This is a genomic window from Selenomonas ruminantium subsp. ruminantium ATCC 12561, from assembly GCF_000424065.1.
Taxonomy (GTDB): Bacteria; Bacillota; Negativicutes; order Selenomonadales; family Selenomonadaceae; genus Selenomonas_A; species Selenomonas_A ruminantium.
Map to the genome: position 1 here is coordinate 49627 of NZ_AUJE01000004.1, position 15377 is coordinate 65003.

Consider the following 15377-nt stretch of genomic DNA (forward strand, 5'->3'; position numbering starts at 1 on the left):
ATTAGCCTGCCACTACATTGACCTTGATGGTGCTGGTAACCGAAGGATGCACCTTGATTACAGCTTCATATTCACCCGTGCCGGTCACATCGCCCTTAATGGTGATTTTCCGGCGGTCGATATCAATATTTTCCTTTTTCAGAGCTTCTGCCACATCCTTGCCCGTAACAGAACCAAAGAGTTTGCCGTTTTCGCCGATTTTTACAGGAATCGTTACGGACACTTTTTCGAGCTGCGCTGCCATCAGTTTGGCTTCATCTGTAGCCATAGCCTCTTTGCGGGCCTTGGAACCAGCCTGAGCCTTGGCCACATTCATATTCTCGGCATTGGCCAGCACAGCTGCCTTGCGGGGCAGAAGGAAGTTACGGCCGTAACCTTCCGAAACCTCTACAATATCACCTTTTTTACCTAATTTTTTAACGTCCTGCTGCAGAATCACTTTCATCTTTATCATTCTCCTCTATATATTTTTCACTAAGTTCTATAACCTTGGCTTTAATATCCGCCAAGGACGCACCCTTTACCTGTGCACCGGCCACATTCTGATGGCCGCCGCCGCCCAGAGCCTCCATGATAACCTGCACATTGAGGTCTCCCGTAGAACGGGCACTCAGCCCGATGGTATCCTCAGTAAGCTGGAAAATCAGGATACTCATGCGCACATTCTCAATGCGCAGCAGCCCATCTGCGGCCTGCGCCGCGATAACCTGAATGTTGGGCATCTTTTCCGGAATGGTGGAAATGATAAGCCCACCGGGGAAAAGTTCCGCCCGAGCCTTGGTTTTCGCCAGCGCTACAGTCGTTTCGTAGTCGGAACGGAACAGATGGCGTACCATCACGGGGTCAGCCCCGCTGCGCCGCAGGAATGCCGCGGCATCAAAGGTGCGCACCCCGGTCTGTATCGCAAAATTCTTCGTATCGACCACAATGCCGGAATAGAGCGCCGTCGCATCCAACCGTCCCAAGCGGATATCCTCACCAAAATACATCAACAGTTCCGTGATCAGCTCACTCGTGGAGCTGGCCCCCGGTTCAATGTACACCAGCAGCGGATTCTTGATGAAATTCTCGCTGCGGCGGTGATGGTCAATAACGACCACCTGATGTACACGCTCTAAGAGCGTGGGGTCTGCGACCAAATGCGGAATATGGGTATCGACTATAATGAGCACCGGGCTTAAGGCCGTAGAATTTTTGATATCCATTGCATGGACAAATACACCTTCATATTCTTCTTTATCCTTAAGCAAATCATGGAATTTGTCAATACCATCATTCATATCGGACAGGACAATATGAAAACTCTTTTCCAGCTGGCGGGCCATCTTGGCTACGCCCATAGCCGCACCAAAGCAGTCAAAGTCTTCATTATGGTGCCCCATGATGTAAATTTCATCGGCACCTTCCATGATTTCCCGCAGGGCATGGGCTACTACTCTGGCCTTTACACGCGTGTGTTTTTCCACCGCCTTGGCCTTGCCGCCAAAGAACTGCGTCTTGCCATTCATCTGCACAGCCACCTGATCGCCGCCGCGGCCCAAGGCCAAATCCAAACCGGCCTGCGCCTGAGCGCCAAGCTCGGCCATCGTCTGATTTTCCGCTACCGCAATCCCCATCGAAAGGGTTACCGGCAGACGGTTGGTACTCTGCAGCTGCCGTGCCTTATCCAGCACATCGAATTTGTCGTTCAAAGCCTGATCCAGTCCGGCCCGGGTCAAAATGACCACATAGAGGTCCTCGTTGACCCTGCGCATAAAACCGCCCAGATTTTTCATCCACTTGTCTATGGTCTGATTAACCGCCAAGAGCAATGAAGTACGCTCTGCTTCCGTCTGCCCCTGCATGACTTCGTCATAGTTGTCAATCTGAATATACACCAGCACGGTACGGCTCTGTTGAAAGGTATTCTTGAGCTGTTCATGGCTGGTCACATCTTGTATATAAAGTGTCATCAAAGGTTCCTGACGGGGAGCCATCTGCACAGGGTGATAGTATACATGATAATACTTATCCGCATTGGCAAAGACGTACTCGCCCTCCTGTCCCCAAATCGGTGCAACGATTATTCCAGGCAGCAAATCCTTTACATCGGTATCCTGCTCCGGCTTCTGGCCAAAATAGACCGCCATGCGGTCATTGCACCACTGAATGCGCCCATCTTCATTGACAATCATAATGGCCTGCGGCAGTTCGTCCACAGCGTAATTGAGCATTTCATTGATATTGCGCACCACATTGCGGCAATAGCGTTCAAACCGACGCGAGCGGTCTGCACAGCGTTCCCGGGCAAAGGAGGCCAGCGCCAGCCATACCAGACCGGCAATGGCGGCAATGTAAAGATTATAATAAGACAGCACACCGATAAGGATCAGCATGATCAGCAAATGTATAGTTAAATCTATCCACGCCGAAAGATTTCGTGGCATTTAGCGCACCTCATTTCTGCTTACGGGCTGCAAACCGCTGCCGATAATCAAAGATCATATCGATAAGTCCCGTCATGGCCACCACCTGTGCCAAAAAAGGATTCATCAGAAAGAACACATAAAATACGATCCGCAGGAACAGCTTTACCTTAAAGTGCCGGAACAGACAATGAACCAAAACCAGCCCCTGCACCAGTCCTGCAATAATCGCCAGAGCATTGGCATTTAAAGAAATCTGATAGAGCCACATGATTTGCCGGGTTCCGCCCCAGTAAAGTCCCACCAGGGCAAAGCCGAAAAGATACAAAAAACCTTGCGGCAAACGCCATTCGTGAACAGCAGGAAACTGCGGCACACGATGTCCCAGCCGTCGCAGCACCTTGCTGCCGGAAATATATGCGGCAGCAGCATATAGAAGTCCCATCAGGATAAAAACCAGCGGGAACAGATAGTTGAGCATCTTCATGCCCTCTTCAATGTCCGTGCGGGCCTGCGTCAAATCTGCCTCGTTCATGCCCAAACCTTCATAAGCCTGCAGCGTTGAGTCAAAGGACGATTGCAGCAGATCCACCTGCATCGTAAGCGGATTCACATCCGTCACCAACAGCAAAAGTCCAACCGCCGCCAACTGTCCGGCAATAGCGGCCAGCAGCGTCAGCATAAACGACCGTACGCCCGGCCAGCCCCGAGCAAAGGCCCAGCCTAACAGAAGCCCTGCCGGTGCAAAGGCAATGACCAGCCGCAGTGACAGCAGCGGTTCCACCAAAAGGCCCACCAGTACACCGGCGGCTGCCGTTGCCATAGCGCCCCAGCGCAAGCCGTGGCGTACCACCAAAACAATCAGCGGCAAAGGCCAGAACAAGACCAGTAAAAAACCGATAAAGGGCAGGTAAACCGCCATCAATGCCAGCACCACACTCAGCGCCGTCAAGAGTCCGCTCTCCGTCAAGGGAGTGATTCTATGTTGATTCATATTGTCATCCTTTCATAAAAACCACATTCCATTATAGCAGATACACATTATTATGTCTTGAAAGCAGGTACTAATTGTTTGACAGCGGTTTGCCGCGGCCATTATACTTAAAGAAAGAATCATTACTGCAGAAAGGGTAACGTATATGAAAATCGTAGTTGGAATAACCGGAGCCAGCGGCAGCATCTACGCCCTGCGGCTGATTGATGTTTTGCAAAAACTCGGCCACGAAGTACACGGCGTCGTGACGGACAGCGGCTGGCAGGTACTGGCCTATGAATGCAATATCTCCCGTGAAGAACTTGAAAGGCGGGTCGATGTACTCTACGACAACGCCAACATTGGCGCCGCCATCGCCAGCGGCTCCTTCAAGGCCGATGCCATGGTCGTGCTGCCCTGTTCCATGAAGACAACTGCCTGCATCGCCCACAGTCTTTCCGATAACCTGCTGACCAGGGCCGCCGACGTCATGTTGAAGGAAGGACGCCCGCTTGTCCTCGTTCCCCGCGAAGCGCCCATGCACGCCATTCATTTGGAAAATCTGCTGACACTCGCCAAACTGGGCGTAAAAATCGTCCCGGCCTCCCCGGGCTTTTATCACCGCCCCCAGACCATCGACGACCTCGTCAATATGCTGGTGGGCAAAATCTGCGACCAACTTGGCCTGGAGGCCAATCTATTCCCACGCTGGGAAGGTTAAAACAAACTCCACACCAATTTGCCGATAAGCACGGTAGTCATAATGATAAACAAAGGGCGTACATAACCGACGCCCTTTTTGAGTGCCATATTGGCGCCGCAGTAAGCACCGGCAATCATAGCAAGCCCCATGGGAATCGCATGGGCAAAATCAATCTGCCCTAAATAACCGAAAAAAATCACCGCCGAAATATTGCTGGCAAAATTGAGCGTACGGGCATTGGCCGCAGCACCTAAAAAATCAAAACCAGCCATCAAAAGGCCAAAGAGCATAAACGAGCCCGCACCGGGTCCGAAAAAGCCATCATAAAAGCCCAGCAAAAAAGCCACCAATCCTGCCAATAGCAGCATTTTCGTGGACAGGCCTGCGTATTTATTTTCCCTGCCCCAATCCTTTTTGAAAATGCTGTAGAGCAGTACAGCAATCAGCATGATGACTACCAACGGCCGCAAGATTTCCGGCGGCAGAAGCTGTACGGTAAGCACGCCCAAAGCCGAGCCGATAAAGGACAACGGGAACAAGCGCCGCATCAGATAGCCGTCCACTTTCCCCGAGCGCACAAAGGTGATGAAACTGGTAAAGCTGCCCATGACCGCCGCGCACTTATTGGTCCCCAAAGCCAGGACCGGCGGCAAGCCGGTCCAAAGCAAAGCCGGCACGGAAATAAGGCCGCCGCCGCCCACCACAGAATCAATAAAGGACGCCATAAAACCAAAAAAGAGCAAAAAGGCCAGCGTCCCCGCATCCAAAAATTCCATAAACGTCTCCTTCAGATTAATATTTCAACCATAATCGTATTCATTTTATCACAATTTTTCCCGCCTCAAAACCTTTACATCTATCCAGCACTGTCCTACAATAGTTTACATACATTTACAATCGTGTTTACATTTTTGAGAGGGAAGGGATACTTTGAGTGACGACAAGGATGAGATACTAAACAAGCCCTTTGCAGAAATCGGCGAAAAACTGCACCTGCTCCTGCAGACGGGCGCACTGTTAATGGAAAACGGTGCGGACAGCGACCGCACTGTACGGGATATGCGGCGGGCTGCCGCCTTCATGGGCATTGACAGCGAGCATATGCATCAGCATGTACTCTACACGACCTTGATGTTAAATGTCAGTGACAGCCGTCACTCCTATACGGAATTTTGCAAGTATCAAAAACACGGGATTAATATGACCACCCTGTCGGCTGTCAGCAAGCTGACCTGGCGGGCACTGGCTCAAAATTACAGTCTGGAAGCCTTTCGGCGGCAGCTGAACAATATCCGCAATCTGCCGCGGGCTTATCCGGTATGGCTGACCGCCTTGGGGGCCGGCGCTGCCTGCGGTGGCTTTTGCAAACTTTTTGGCGGCAGCTGGCTGGATTTTCTCCTGACCACCATATGTTCCCTGCTGGGCTTTTATGTACGGCGGCTCTGCACGGCTTATGCCTTCAACACCTACGCCACTATCGCCATCACCTCCTTTGTGACGACCATACTGGCCTGGAGCACCCAGTTTTTGACCGGCGGACTCAATTGGTATCCCCTGATTGCCTGTACTTTATTCCTCGTACCGGGAATCCCACTGATCAACGCTGTGGATGACCTGCTCAACAACTTCATCGTAGCGGGTATGACCAGAGCCATGCATACCGTACTGGTGGTCAGCAGTATGACCTTTGGCATCGTCATCGCCATCCGACTCTGTGGCGTAACCGATTTTACCAGTGTACAGCTGACGCCTGACACCGTTTATTTTTCACAGGCAATAGCCGCGGCTATCGGCGCTGTGGGCTTTTCCATCATCTTTAATGTCCCGCCCCGGATTCTCCCCGTAGTGGCTGTAGGCGGAATCATCACCGTACTGATTCGCAATATCGTGGTACTGGAATTTGGTTTTTCACAAACGGCTGGTTCATTTTTGGGCGCTGCCGTGGTTGGGATTATCGCCTTAAAGGCCATTCACTGGTTCCATACCCCCAATATCGTCATCACCATTCCCTCGGCCATTCCCATGATTCCTGGGGTACTGCTCTACCGCCTGCTCTTCGCCCTGCTGAACCTTGATTTTATCACGACCGAGGAATTTTTCATCAGCCTGCGAAGCGGCATCAATGCCGTCACCATCATCATCGGCATTGCCGTAGGTGTGGCGATTCCCAATATCTTTATCCATCGCCAGATTGAACGGCGCAAACAGGATAATGTAACCAGACTGCTGGCCAAAAGATATGCCGAAAGCGAAGATTAGACGCATTAGGAACTAGAGGAAAGAAGGTTATCTATGACTCTGACAACAACCTCCGCCCCCAAAAGAGCCCCCTTTATGGAAGGCATACGCGACGGTACTCCCATCGCCCTGGGCTATCTGGTAGTAGCCTTTACGCTGGGCATTGCCGCCCGCAACGCCGGACTCACGGCTTTTGAAGGATTTTTAGCCAGCTTTTTCAATAACGCTTCAGCCGGAGAATACGCCGCCTTTACCATCATTGCCGCCGATGCTCCCTATCTGGAACTGGCGATTATGACGCTGGTGGCCAACGCCCGCTACCTGCTCATGAGCTGCGTGGTCAGCCAAAAATTCGCCCCGGATACTAACATTCTCCACCGCGTGCTGGTCGGCTTTGATATCACCGATGAAATCTTCGGTATCACCATCGCGAGAAAAGGCCCCTTGAATCCCTATTACAATTACGGCGCCATGAGCCTGGCACTGCCGGGCTGGTCTGTCGGCACCGCCTTGGGCGTAATGGCCGGGAACCTCCTGCCCGAAGCTGCGGTGAGCGCCCTGAGCGTGGCACTGTTCGGCATGTTTATCTGGGTCATCATCCCCCCCGCCCGTGACAACCGCATTATCGGCGCCCTCGTCGCCATCAGCTTTATCGCCAGCTTCGCCTGCGCTCATCTGCCTGTAATCAGCGACCTTTCCGGCGGCACACGGACGATTATCCTGACCGTAGCCATCGCCGCCATAGGAGCTATCCTGCATCCCATAAAAGACCACGCTTAATCCTAAGCAACTATAGCGAAATAAGCCCGCGTGAACTGGCCGTGTTTTTTCGCAGCGTTTGACAAGCCTGTCTCAGCGAAGAAAAAATACTGCCAGTTCACGCGGACGCCTTATCACCTCTAAAGCCTCCAATAGAAAGGAAGTTATCCATGAACCACGACATCTATATCTATTTGCTCGTTATGAGTGCCGTAACGCTGGCCATCCGCATACTGCCCGTCACCCTTATCCGCCGTCCCATCAAGAATCGATTTTTGCGGTCATTTCTGTTCTACGTCCCCTATGTGACGCTGGCGGTCATGACTTTTCCCGCCATTATGGATGCCACGCGCAGCCCCTATGCAGGACTTTTGGCCCTCATTGTCGGCATTGGCCTTGCCTGGAAGGGCCTCAGCCTGTTCAAAGTAGCAGCCGCCTGCTGTATGGTGGTCTTTGGCGTAGAACTGCTTATCTTATAATCAAAAAACAGCCCATGAAGCATCACCCTTGCTTCATGGGCTGTTCGTCTATTTATTTAGGCAATCTGATACACACGGGCATCAAAACTCTTCCAATAGCTCACGGCATCATCATAGGACAGAAGGTAGCGGTCCTCGACTTCACTTCTCCCCAGCTCGATACCATAGCAGCACTTGGCAAACACAGATGCCTCTTTGTTGGCCGCTTCACGGATAATCTCCCGCAGGGTATCTTCCACAAATGCCGTACGGGACTTCCAAGCCGCCTGCTCCTTCAAATTATACTTGCCTGTCTTGAACTTAAACAATTTGTTGGTGGCACTATTCACCGCAACAATCATGGTTAATTTTACTCCTCTCCAAACATCTATTCCACAACATTATCCCATTAGATTTCTATAATAATATACATTTTTATAAAAATTACGTTGTAATTTTACCCCAAAAGTCCCAATTACGCAAGGTATTTTCAGCAATTTAGTTTGCAATTGAAAAATTTTTTCCTATATGCTTATTCATTTTTCCTATGAGGGAAAAACTCGTTCAACACCCGCTCGTCCTGCGGCTTGCCCAAATAAGTGCCCAGCAGGAAGAACAGCAAGGAAGCCGTAATGCCAATGGTAATCTGATGCAGGCCCATGACCTTGAAGCCCATCCCCTGCGTCAGGCAGTAGACCACTGTACCGCCGCCCATGGAGAGGATTGCCCCGAGCTTATTGGCCCGCCGCCAGAAAAGACCGAGCAGCAACATCCAGAAGAACGCCGTTTCCAAACCGCCAAAGGCGAACATATTGATAATCCAGATAAGGCTTGGCGGGGTCAGCGCAATGATGAAGACCACCACACCGATAACGGCAGTTGCCAGCATGGAAAGCAGGCGCAGCTGTTTCGTGCCCGGTTCCCTGCCTTTTTTATGCTGCTGATGTAAATATACGTCCTTGATAATGGCCGAAGACGCCACAATGAGCAGGCCCGAAATCGTAGAGATAGATGCCGCCAAAGGGCCGATAATGGCCAAACCAACCAAAGCCGGCGGCATAACTGTAACGATGGTCTTCGGAATGATATTGTCCACGCCGCCATAGGAGGCCAAATCCCCCGTAAGCACGCCATGGGCCAAAATGCCGGTAAAATTGATGCCGATATTCATAAAGCCTACGACCACCGTACCGATAAGCATGGCCTTATGCAGGCTGGCCGTATCCTTGTAGCTGATACCGCGTACCACCGACTGCGGCAAAGCAATTGTACAGATACCCACCAGAATCCACTGGGTCAGGTAAAGACCGGCCGGCATATGACCGCCAGAGAATGGCTCAAACATTTCTGGATGATTCAGGTGAAGATTGGCCATCAAATTGCTGTAGCCACCGCCAGCCAGCAGCACATGATAAAGAAGCAGGACAATGCCCACCATCATAATCAGCGCACAGCAGGTATCGGTGAGTGCTACAGCCCGGAAGCCGCCCACAGTGGTATAGACCACAACGGCCAGCCCAAAAAGCAGCAACCCCATTTCATAGCTGTAGCCGGTCACAGCCGCAAACAGCTTGGCGCCGCCCACGAACTGCGCCGTCATCGTCGCACAGAAGAACAAGACAATAATAAACGCCGCCATACTTGCCAGCCCATCGGACTGGAAGCGCTCACGAATGATATCCACCACCGTCACGGCATCGAACTTGCGGGACAGCAGCGCCACGCGCTTGCCGAAAATGCCGAGCACGAGGAAGATGGCCGTAACCTGCACCACGGCCATATAAATCCAGCCGAAACCAATCTGCCAGGCCATCCCCGGCCCGCCGACAAAGGAGCTCACCGAGCTATAAGTTGCTACCGTGGTCATGGCCAGCACAAAGCCGCCCAAATCATGGTTGCCGATAAAATACTGCTGCACAAAATTCTTGCCAAAGCCCCGCGCCTGTACCTGCCGCACATAAAAACCAATGCCAATCATCACGGCCATAAAGATAAGCAGGGGCAACAGTGCTGCCAGATTACCGCCATTACTCATGTTCCTCTGCCCCCTTTTCTTCGTCCAGGGGCATATCCCGGAACACGAATTTCAACAAAAGTTTCACCAGCACAATGGCAAACAGCCATACCCCAATACTGGACGTAACCGCCCATAATGGCAGACCAAAAATCTCCATCTCCACATCGGCCAGGCCAAAACCTGCCCAACACCAAAACAAAATAAGTACCAGCAGTGCCAGCCCCGTATACGCGGCTTCGCGGCGAATCTGCTGATACTTTTCCCAATCGGTCATAAATGAATTCTCCTTTCGTACAGTTGCGCCCTGAATTTTTTGCAGCGCATACCGTCGCTCTCTAGTGTACCGCAAAATGACCTTACTGGCAAATCTGGCAGGATTTTTTCCTTTAGAAGCGAAAATAATAAACAGGTATAAACAAATCGAGAAAGGTTGATGACTATGAAACGTATGATAAGCATGTTGGCTCTTTGCCTGCTGCTGTCCTGCAGCACCATTGCCGCCGCTGCCGGCTCCATTAGTGGGATTGTAAATCAGCCCAACAGTGCCCGCGGAATGCAGATGGCCAAAGGGGAAGCAGGCGGCGGCATGATGTGGGATATGTCCGCGCCCAAGAAGAAAAAAGCTTCCAATAATGTAGATGTCTGGCTGATTGAGCGGGGAATCAATTTCACGGCACTTCCCTACGATACGGTACAAAAATGGTATGTAGACGGCACCATTCCCCAAGGACAGCCCATTTACCACACCAGCACCAATGAAGAGGGGCAGTTTGAATTCAAGGACATCCCTGCCGCCGACTACTATCTGATGATTCTTGACTCTAACGGTCAGGAACAGAACCAGAATCTGACGGAAAAAATGAGCCGTGACGAACTCATGAAAAAACTTCCCCATGTGGATGAATTTGAACTGTTTATGGTCGGTATGCGTACCTGCCTGGTACAGAAAATCAACCTGAAAAACGGCCAGCACATCAAAATTCGTCCCGGTTTTCTCTAAGCCTTAAAGGAGGGGTATTATGTCCATTCTTGATAATATGTTAGCCGCCAACGCTGAATTTTGCGCACATCCTCCGACAGATTACACGCAGGAGGACCAGAAAAAAAGCAAGCTGCCGCAAAAACAGGTAGCCATCATTACCTGCATGGATACCCGTTTGGTTAATTTTCTAGAACCCGCTTTGGGCATTGGCCGCGGCGAAGCCAAGGTAATAAAAACCGCCGGTAACGGCGTTACCGGCGTATTCGATGGCACCATCAGGAGCCTTTTGGTCTGTATTTATGAACTTGGGGTCAAGGAAATCATCGTTATCGGCCACCATGAATGCGGCATGGCGCATACCACCTCCGAAGGACTGATAAAATCCATGCTGGAACGGGGCATCTCCAAAGAAGCCATTCATATGGTCAAAAAAGAATTACAGGAATGGGCCGATGAATTCCATCACCCGGAACAGAATGTCCGCGATACCGTGGAATACATCCGCCTGAATCCCCTTATTCCCGCAGATGTCCCCATCCACGGCTTGATTTTCCACCCCCGCACAGGCAAGATTGATGTGGTGGAAAACGGCTACGACAAATAAAGTCAATCCTGCGGCTTAATCAGCCCGTTCTGATAAGCCAGCAGCAGATTATACAAATCGGTGATTTCGTCCTGTATGATCTTTCCCTCGTCCGTATCCCCCAGTGTCGTCCTGCAGGCTTGCAGTTCGACGGTTTCCGATACGGACTCAATATCCTGATTCTCGCGCAAAGCCTCGCGGACATCGGCAATCTTCTGATGCTGCAGCAGACGCAGGCCGCGAGAATTGGAAATCAGCGTATAACCGGATATGCCGGTCTTGCTATGATAGGCTTTACAGAAACCTCCGTCAATGATAATGGCTTTGCCGCCAGCTTTGACGGGGGTTTCGCCTTTTTTTACCTTCACGGGCACATGGCCGTTGATGATATGCCCGCGCTCCGGGTCAAGGCCAAATTCCTGCAGCACCATTGCACAGGTTTCTTCCTGATTAATGTACTTGAAATACGGGTCAGAAGGCTCTTTCCAGGTAGATTCATCGGCGATAAAGGCGCGCTCAAAGGTCTTGAACTCCCGCCCCGAAACCGGCGAGATCCGACCACACCACAAAAAGTACATAAAGTCCACCGTCTCTGGCTTGCGATAGAGATACGCCTCCCGGGCAATTCTATCGCAATGGTCAAACCACGACCGTCCTTTGAGCTCCTGTCCGTCATAGGACACGGAACGCATACTGCCATCTTCATTTAAGAGCACACAGCCGTGGAACAGCAAATTGCCATTATAGCGTGTATAGAGACTGCCCTTTTGATAAAGATAATCCACATGACACTGCAGCACAGCACTTTCCACAAAATACGATTTGAGGTCGGCAATAATCGCCGCTTCCTTCTCCGTAAGCTGGTAGATATCTTCGCTCTCTTCGTCAATTGTGGGGAAATAAGCACTCTCCAATTCATAGCGTTTTCCATCGCCCAGCACTGCATGAGAGGAACGGAAGTCAATCTTATCGAGCAGCAGACGGCTCGCCATCTGATATTCCGGGTGACGGCGGATAAGCTGGCCTTCCAGTTTGAACATCATCATGGTAATGGCCTTTTCCGCGGCCTTGACCGGATTGGCGTCCGGATAACTGCGGGAGGCAAAGGTGGTCAACGGGCGCAGGTTGATGCCGTAACCGCGCTCCAATACGTCCGTATTGTTATAGCGCAGACAGTTGCGCACCACGGCCGCAATGCAGGTTTCATTCCCCAAGGCCGCCCCCATCCAGAGTACATCATGATTGCCCCATTGGATATCCACCGAAGGGTGTTTCATCAGGAGATTCAAAATCGCGTCCGGGCGATTGCCCCGGTCAAAAAAATCTCCTACAATATGCAGCCTGTCCACTGCCAGCCGCTTAATCAGCACCGTAAACGCCTCGATAAAATCCGCGCCGCTGTCAATCTGCACGATGGTATTGAGTAATCTCTGGTGATAAACGAACTGGGCATTATCGGCCTCCGGCCGGGTATTCATAAGCTCCACAATCACGGCTTCATAACGCCTGGGAACAAACCCGCGCACCTTGGACGCCGGATATTTGTAGCTCATAAGCTTGGATAGTTCCAAAAGCTGGGAAAGATTTTTCCGATACCAGGCCGGCGTGTTCTTGTGGTCTTTTGTCACCTGCTCGATTTTTTCCTTGGGATAGTAAATCAGGGTACAGAATTCTGCCTTCTCTTCCGCAGACAACCGCTCCCCAAAGACATAATCGACCTTCTCCCGGATAACCCCGGAACAATTGTTAAGGATATGGAAAAACGATGCATACTCTCCATGCAAATCACTCATGAAGTGCTCAATCCCCTTGGGCAGTGACAGCCTCGATTGCAAATAAATCAGCTGTTCATAAACTGCTTCCTTGGTGGGATATTTTTCTGCCAGCAGACGTATAATCTTATTGGGTCTGCCCTTTACCGCTATACCGCGTGCCACTCTGACCACCCCCGCACTATTATTTTTATTGATTTGTTATCATTTTATCATAACCTGTGCGTGAATGATATAGGTAAGGATTACAACAGCCATAGAAAACAAATATTCCATAACCGAACCTACAGTAAACAGCTTAATCCCCACTTTCTGCCAGGGAAGCAGCAGGGGAACCTTGCCGCAGAACGCATCTTCGGCAATATGCAGCAGTGCACCGATACAGATGAAGCTTGCGCCACGTTCCACATCAGCCCCCTGCGGCAAAATCCCCTGCTGCATAATCGCCAAAATAGCAATATAAATAACCGGCCAATGCGACCAGCCGCGATGCCGCGCCCGCCAGCTCCAATAATTTGCCCCAGGCCTGCCCTCTACCTTGTCAGGAAGAATCGCTCCCGCCATGGAAAATGCCGTCGAGAGCAAATCTCCCGTAGCGCCGTATACGATAACGCCGGTGACTATTTCGTGATTAACCCATTTCATTGCGTTGCTTTAACTCCTTAAACTCACTTTGTTTCCTAGACTTATTTTAGCATATCGAGTATAATTAGGGTACTTAGATGAACGGAGCGATATAATGGACGATTATACCTGGCAACGGCGGCTTCGGGCCCGTCGCACGCAGGAACGGCGGCGGCTGTCATTGGTCTTTTTGCTTTTGGCAGCATTTATCGGTGCGGTGGTATGGTATTTCTTTTTCTTTATCCGCACCCCTGAATATGCCCTAGATCAGCTTCAGACCGCCATTACAGAACGGAATAGCGAAAAGTTCAACCGCTATGTGAACACAGAACTTCTTACCTCACGCGCGTATGACGATTTAACCGTGGATTTGTTCGCCTATGACTCGGAACTGACCCCCAAAACCCGTGCCATGTTTGAAAAATTCTATATCATGATCAAACCTCAGCTGACCGAAGGCCTGGAAACAGCTGCGCTCACCCGGATAACGGCTGGCAGCTGGAATCTGCCGGAAGGCACGGACATTTTAAAAGGACGCCAGCTGGGTATTGACTTTGAGCGCTTTTTGGAGCGCAGTCAGGTGCGCAATACGATACTGATCAAAGCCGGTAAAGTCGAACACGCCGGTCATAGCGCCACCGCTGAAATCGAAATACTAGAAGAATATACCCAGACCCCCTTCACTCTCCAGCTGGCCATGGAACAGGCAGAAGACGGCCATTGGCAAGTAGCCTATATCAAGAATTACAAGGAATATCTCGATAAGGTTTCCCCCCTGCAAAACAAGGATATTGCCGATTATATCGCAGCGACCAAAAGCATCGTCACCGAAAGCAATGAACATTTCGAGGTATTTCAGGCCCGTTTCAAACGCCTGAACAGCTCAAAAACCGGTCATTTGAGCAAACAACAAAAAACCACGATTGCCGCCTTGATTGAGGAAGATATTATTCCCAGCTTACAGGAACGGCAGACAAAACTCGATGCCATCGAAGTCCCTGCGGGTGCACAATACCTGGCCCGTCAGCGCCAGCAATCCACCGAAACATCCATCAAGGCCTGGCAGCATTACATCAAGGGTCTGCGGGAAGACAGTCCCAACGAATTCGCTACGGCTGAAACTCTCCACAAACAGGAACTTGCTATTGATTTGCGCGTTCAGGACATTATCCGCCACACGGCCATCAGCAAGAATATCCCCAATTTGCCCTGATTCTGAGGGGATAGTTTTCCTTGACTTATTCCCGTTTCGTAGTAAAATAAAAATATAAAACTTATTAGAAAATTCACAATACCAATCAATTATCTTATGGATTGTACATACATTATTTATGGAAAGGCGGCATGATAATATGACTGCAACGAAATCACCCTGCCAAGTTATTTTGGCCCCCTTCTCCGGAAAAACCGTAGAACTGACCTCTGTTCCCGATCCTGTATTTGCAGAGAAACTAACAGGTGACGGTCTCGCCATTGAACTGAACAGCGACACGGTGGTTGCGCCCTGTGACGGCGTGATTTCCCTGTTCTTTGACACCAAACATGCCTTTGCCATTACCACCGATGATGGGATTCAGATTCTCGTGCATGTAGGACTCGACAGCATAATCCTGAACGGTGAAGGAATTACGGCCCTGAAGGACTCTGGTGACCGGGTAACCGCAGGCACACCGATTCTCAAAATCGATTTATCGGTCTTTGAGAAGAATTCCATCAATTTGATTTCTCCCGTATTGGTTGTCAATTATGATAAAGTAACCGAACTTACGCCCTGCCAGCCCGGCTGTGAAGTCGCTGCGGGCAGTGATGAGGTCATGCAATACGCCATAGCGATATAAAAAGAGCCGCCTTTCGGCGGCCTTT

At 50.7% G+C, this 15377-nt stretch carries 17 protein-coding genes; 8 read left to right on the plus strand and 9 right to left on the minus strand.

The window, feature by feature from the left end:
* Window position 1 precedes the first annotated feature (1 nt).
* The 3 genes from rplI to G598_RS0103010 are packed head-to-tail and all read right to left on the minus strand — an operon-like array spanning window position 2 to window position 3399.
* Window positions 2-445, minus strand: coding sequence for a 50S ribosomal protein L9 (gene rplI, locus G598_RS0103000; protein WP_026765683.1), 444 nt, complete (start codon window positions 443-445; stop codon window positions 2-4).
* Window positions 417-2426 carry a DHH family phosphoesterase gene (locus tag G598_RS0103005; protein WP_026765684.1) on the minus strand — a complete coding sequence of 670 codons (2010 nt, stop codon included), beginning with the start codon at window positions 2424-2426 and terminating at the stop codon, window positions 417-419. The genes rplI and G598_RS0103005 overlap by 29 nt, the downstream gene beginning before the upstream one ends.
* 10 nt (window positions 2427-2436) lie before the next feature.
* Entirely contained in the window at window positions 2437-3399 is a 963-nt protein-coding gene (locus tag G598_RS0103010; RefSeq protein WP_026765685.1) for a YybS family protein, read from the minus strand.
* 145 nt (window positions 3400-3544) lie between these two features.
* Here G598_RS0103010 and G598_RS0103015 point away from each other — a divergent pair, with 145 nt between their 5' ends.
* Window positions 3545-4099, plus strand: coding sequence for a UbiX family flavin prenyltransferase (locus G598_RS0103015; protein ID WP_026765686.1), 555 nt, complete (start codon window positions 3545-3547; stop codon window positions 4097-4099).
* Here the strand turns inward: G598_RS0103015 and G598_RS0103020 are convergent.
* Window positions 4096-4857, minus strand: a complete 762-nt coding sequence (locus tag G598_RS0103020) for a TSUP family transporter (protein WP_026765687.1) — start codon at window positions 4855-4857, stop codon at window positions 4096-4098. The genes G598_RS0103015 and G598_RS0103020 overlap by 4 nt on opposite strands.
* Before the next feature lie 154 nt (window positions 4858-5011).
* Here G598_RS0103020 and G598_RS0103025 point away from each other — a divergent pair, with 154 nt between their 5' ends.
* From G598_RS0103025 to G598_RS0103035, 3 genes are all read left to right on the plus strand, one after another.
* Complete coding sequence (locus G598_RS0103025; protein ID WP_026765688.1) at window positions 5012-6340, plus strand: threonine/serine exporter family protein; 1329 nt, start codon at window positions 5012-5014, stop codon at window positions 6338-6340.
* Between the two features lie 75 nt (window positions 6341-6415).
* The gene (locus G598_RS0103030) at window positions 6416-7099 is read left to right on the plus strand and encodes an AzlC family ABC transporter permease (protein WP_245582741.1); all 684 of its coding nucleotides are present in this window, start codon (window positions 6416-6418) and stop codon (window positions 7097-7099) included.
* Between the two features lie 149 nt (window positions 7100-7248).
* Window positions 7249-7557 (plus strand): AzlD domain-containing protein, encoded by a 309-nt coding sequence (locus tag G598_RS0103035; RefSeq protein ID WP_026765690.1) that lies wholly within the window; start codon window positions 7249-7251, stop codon window positions 7555-7557.
* A 56-nt stretch (window positions 7558-7613) separates the two neighbouring features.
* Here the strand turns inward: G598_RS0103035 and G598_RS0103040 are convergent, their stop codons facing one another.
* From G598_RS0103040 to G598_RS0103050, 3 genes are all read right to left on the minus strand, one after another.
* Window positions 7614-7898, minus strand: a complete 285-nt coding sequence (locus tag G598_RS0103040; RefSeq protein ID WP_026765691.1) for a hypothetical protein — start codon at window positions 7896-7898, stop codon at window positions 7614-7616.
* Window positions 7899-8068: 170 nt separating this feature from the next.
* On the minus strand, window positions 8069-9571 hold the full coding sequence (gene panF, locus G598_RS0103045) for a sodium/pantothenate symporter (RefSeq protein WP_026765692.1): 1503 nt from the start codon (window positions 9569-9571) through the stop codon (window positions 8069-8071).
* Window positions 9564-9827, minus strand: coding sequence for a YhdT family protein (locus G598_RS0103050; RefSeq protein ID WP_026765693.1), 264 nt, complete (start codon window positions 9825-9827; stop codon window positions 9564-9566). Before G598_RS0103050 ends, panF begins: the two co-directional genes overlap by 8 nt.
* Before the next feature lie 159 nt (window positions 9828-9986).
* Here G598_RS0103050 and G598_RS0103055 point away from each other — a divergent pair, with 159 nt between their 5' ends.
* Entirely contained in the window at window positions 9987-10553 is a 567-nt protein-coding gene (locus G598_RS0103055) for a hypothetical protein (protein ID WP_211221481.1), read from the plus strand.
* A gap of 19 nt (window positions 10554-10572) precedes the next feature.
* The gene (locus G598_RS0103060; protein WP_026765695.1) at window positions 10573-11139 is read left to right on the plus strand and encodes a beta-class carbonic anhydrase; all 567 of its coding nucleotides are present in this window, start codon (window positions 10573-10575) and stop codon (window positions 11137-11139) included.
* 2 nt (window positions 11140-11141) lie between these two features.
* Here the strand turns inward: G598_RS0103060 and G598_RS0103065 are convergent, their stop codons facing one another.
* Window positions 11142-13055, minus strand: coding sequence for a fructose-1,6-bisphosphatase (locus G598_RS0103065; RefSeq protein WP_051179856.1), 1914 nt, complete (start codon window positions 13053-13055; stop codon window positions 11142-11144).
* A gap of 39 nt (window positions 13056-13094) precedes the next feature.
* A complete protein-coding gene (locus G598_RS0103070) occupies window positions 13095-13535 on the minus strand; it encodes a metal-dependent hydrolase (RefSeq protein ID WP_026765697.1) in 441 nt (146 codons plus the stop codon).
* A gap of 94 nt (window positions 13536-13629) precedes the next feature.
* On the opposite strand from G598_RS0103070, the gene G598_RS0103075 reads away from it, so the two are divergent.
* The gene (locus G598_RS0103075; RefSeq protein WP_026765698.1) at window positions 13630-14727 is read left to right on the plus strand and encodes a hypothetical protein; all 1098 of its coding nucleotides are present in this window, start codon (window positions 13630-13632) and stop codon (window positions 14725-14727) included.
* Window positions 14728-14866: 139 nt separating this feature from the next.
* A complete protein-coding gene (locus tag G598_RS0103080) occupies window positions 14867-15352 on the plus strand; it encodes a PTS sugar transporter subunit IIA (protein ID WP_026765699.1) in 486 nt (161 codons plus the stop codon).
* Window positions 15353-15377 lie beyond the last annotated feature (25 nt).

Bases quoted from the DNA above. Each gene is read 5' to 3' on its own strand.
- rplI (WP_026765683.1), bottom strand. From the start codon at position 445: ATGAAAGTGATTCTGCAGCAGGACGTTAAAAAATTAGGTAAAAAAGGT.
- G598_RS0103005 (WP_026765684.1), bottom strand. From the start codon at position 2,426: ATGCCACGAAATCTTTCGGCGTGGATAGATTTAACTATACATTTGCTG.
- G598_RS0103010 (WP_026765685.1), bottom strand. From the start codon at position 3,399: ATGAATCAACATAGAATCACTCCCTTGACGGAGAGCGGACTCTTGACG.
- G598_RS0103015 (WP_026765686.1), top strand. From the start codon at position 3,545: ATGAAAATCGTAGTTGGAATAACCGGAGCCAGCGGCAGCATCTACGCC.
- G598_RS0103020 (WP_026765687.1), bottom strand. From the start codon at position 4,857: ATGGAATTTTTGGATGCGGGGACGCTGGCCTTTTTGCTCTTTTTTGGT.
- G598_RS0103030 (WP_245582741.1), top strand. From the start codon at position 6,416: ATGGAAGGCATACGCGACGGTACTCCCATCGCCCTGGGCTATCTGGTA.
- G598_RS0103035 (WP_026765690.1), top strand. From the start codon at position 7,249: ATGAACCACGACATCTATATCTATTTGCTCGTTATGAGTGCCGTAACG.
- G598_RS0103040 (WP_026765691.1), bottom strand. From the start codon at position 7,898: ATGATTGTTGCGGTGAATAGTGCCACCAACAAATTGTTTAAGTTCAAG.
- panF (WP_026765692.1), bottom strand. From the start codon at position 9,571: ATGAGTAATGGCGGTAATCTGGCAGCACTGTTGCCCCTGCTTATCTTT.
- G598_RS0103050 (WP_026765693.1), bottom strand. From the start codon at position 9,827: ATGACCGATTGGGAAAAGTATCAGCAGATTCGCCGCGAAGCCGCGTAT.
- G598_RS0103055 (WP_211221481.1), top strand. From the start codon at position 9,987: ATGACTATGAAACGTATGATAAGCATGTTGGCTCTTTGCCTGCTGCTG.
- G598_RS0103060 (WP_026765695.1), top strand. From the start codon at position 10,573: ATGTCCATTCTTGATAATATGTTAGCCGCCAACGCTGAATTTTGCGCA.
- G598_RS0103070 (WP_026765697.1), bottom strand. From the start codon at position 13,535: ATGAAATGGGTTAATCACGAAATAGTCACCGGCGTTATCGTATACGGC.
- G598_RS0103075 (WP_026765698.1), top strand. From the start codon at position 13,630: ATGGACGATTATACCTGGCAACGGCGGCTTCGGGCCCGTCGCACGCAG.
- G598_RS0103080 (WP_026765699.1), top strand. From the start codon at position 14,867: ATGACTGCAACGAAATCACCCTGCCAAGTTATTTTGGCCCCCTTCTCC.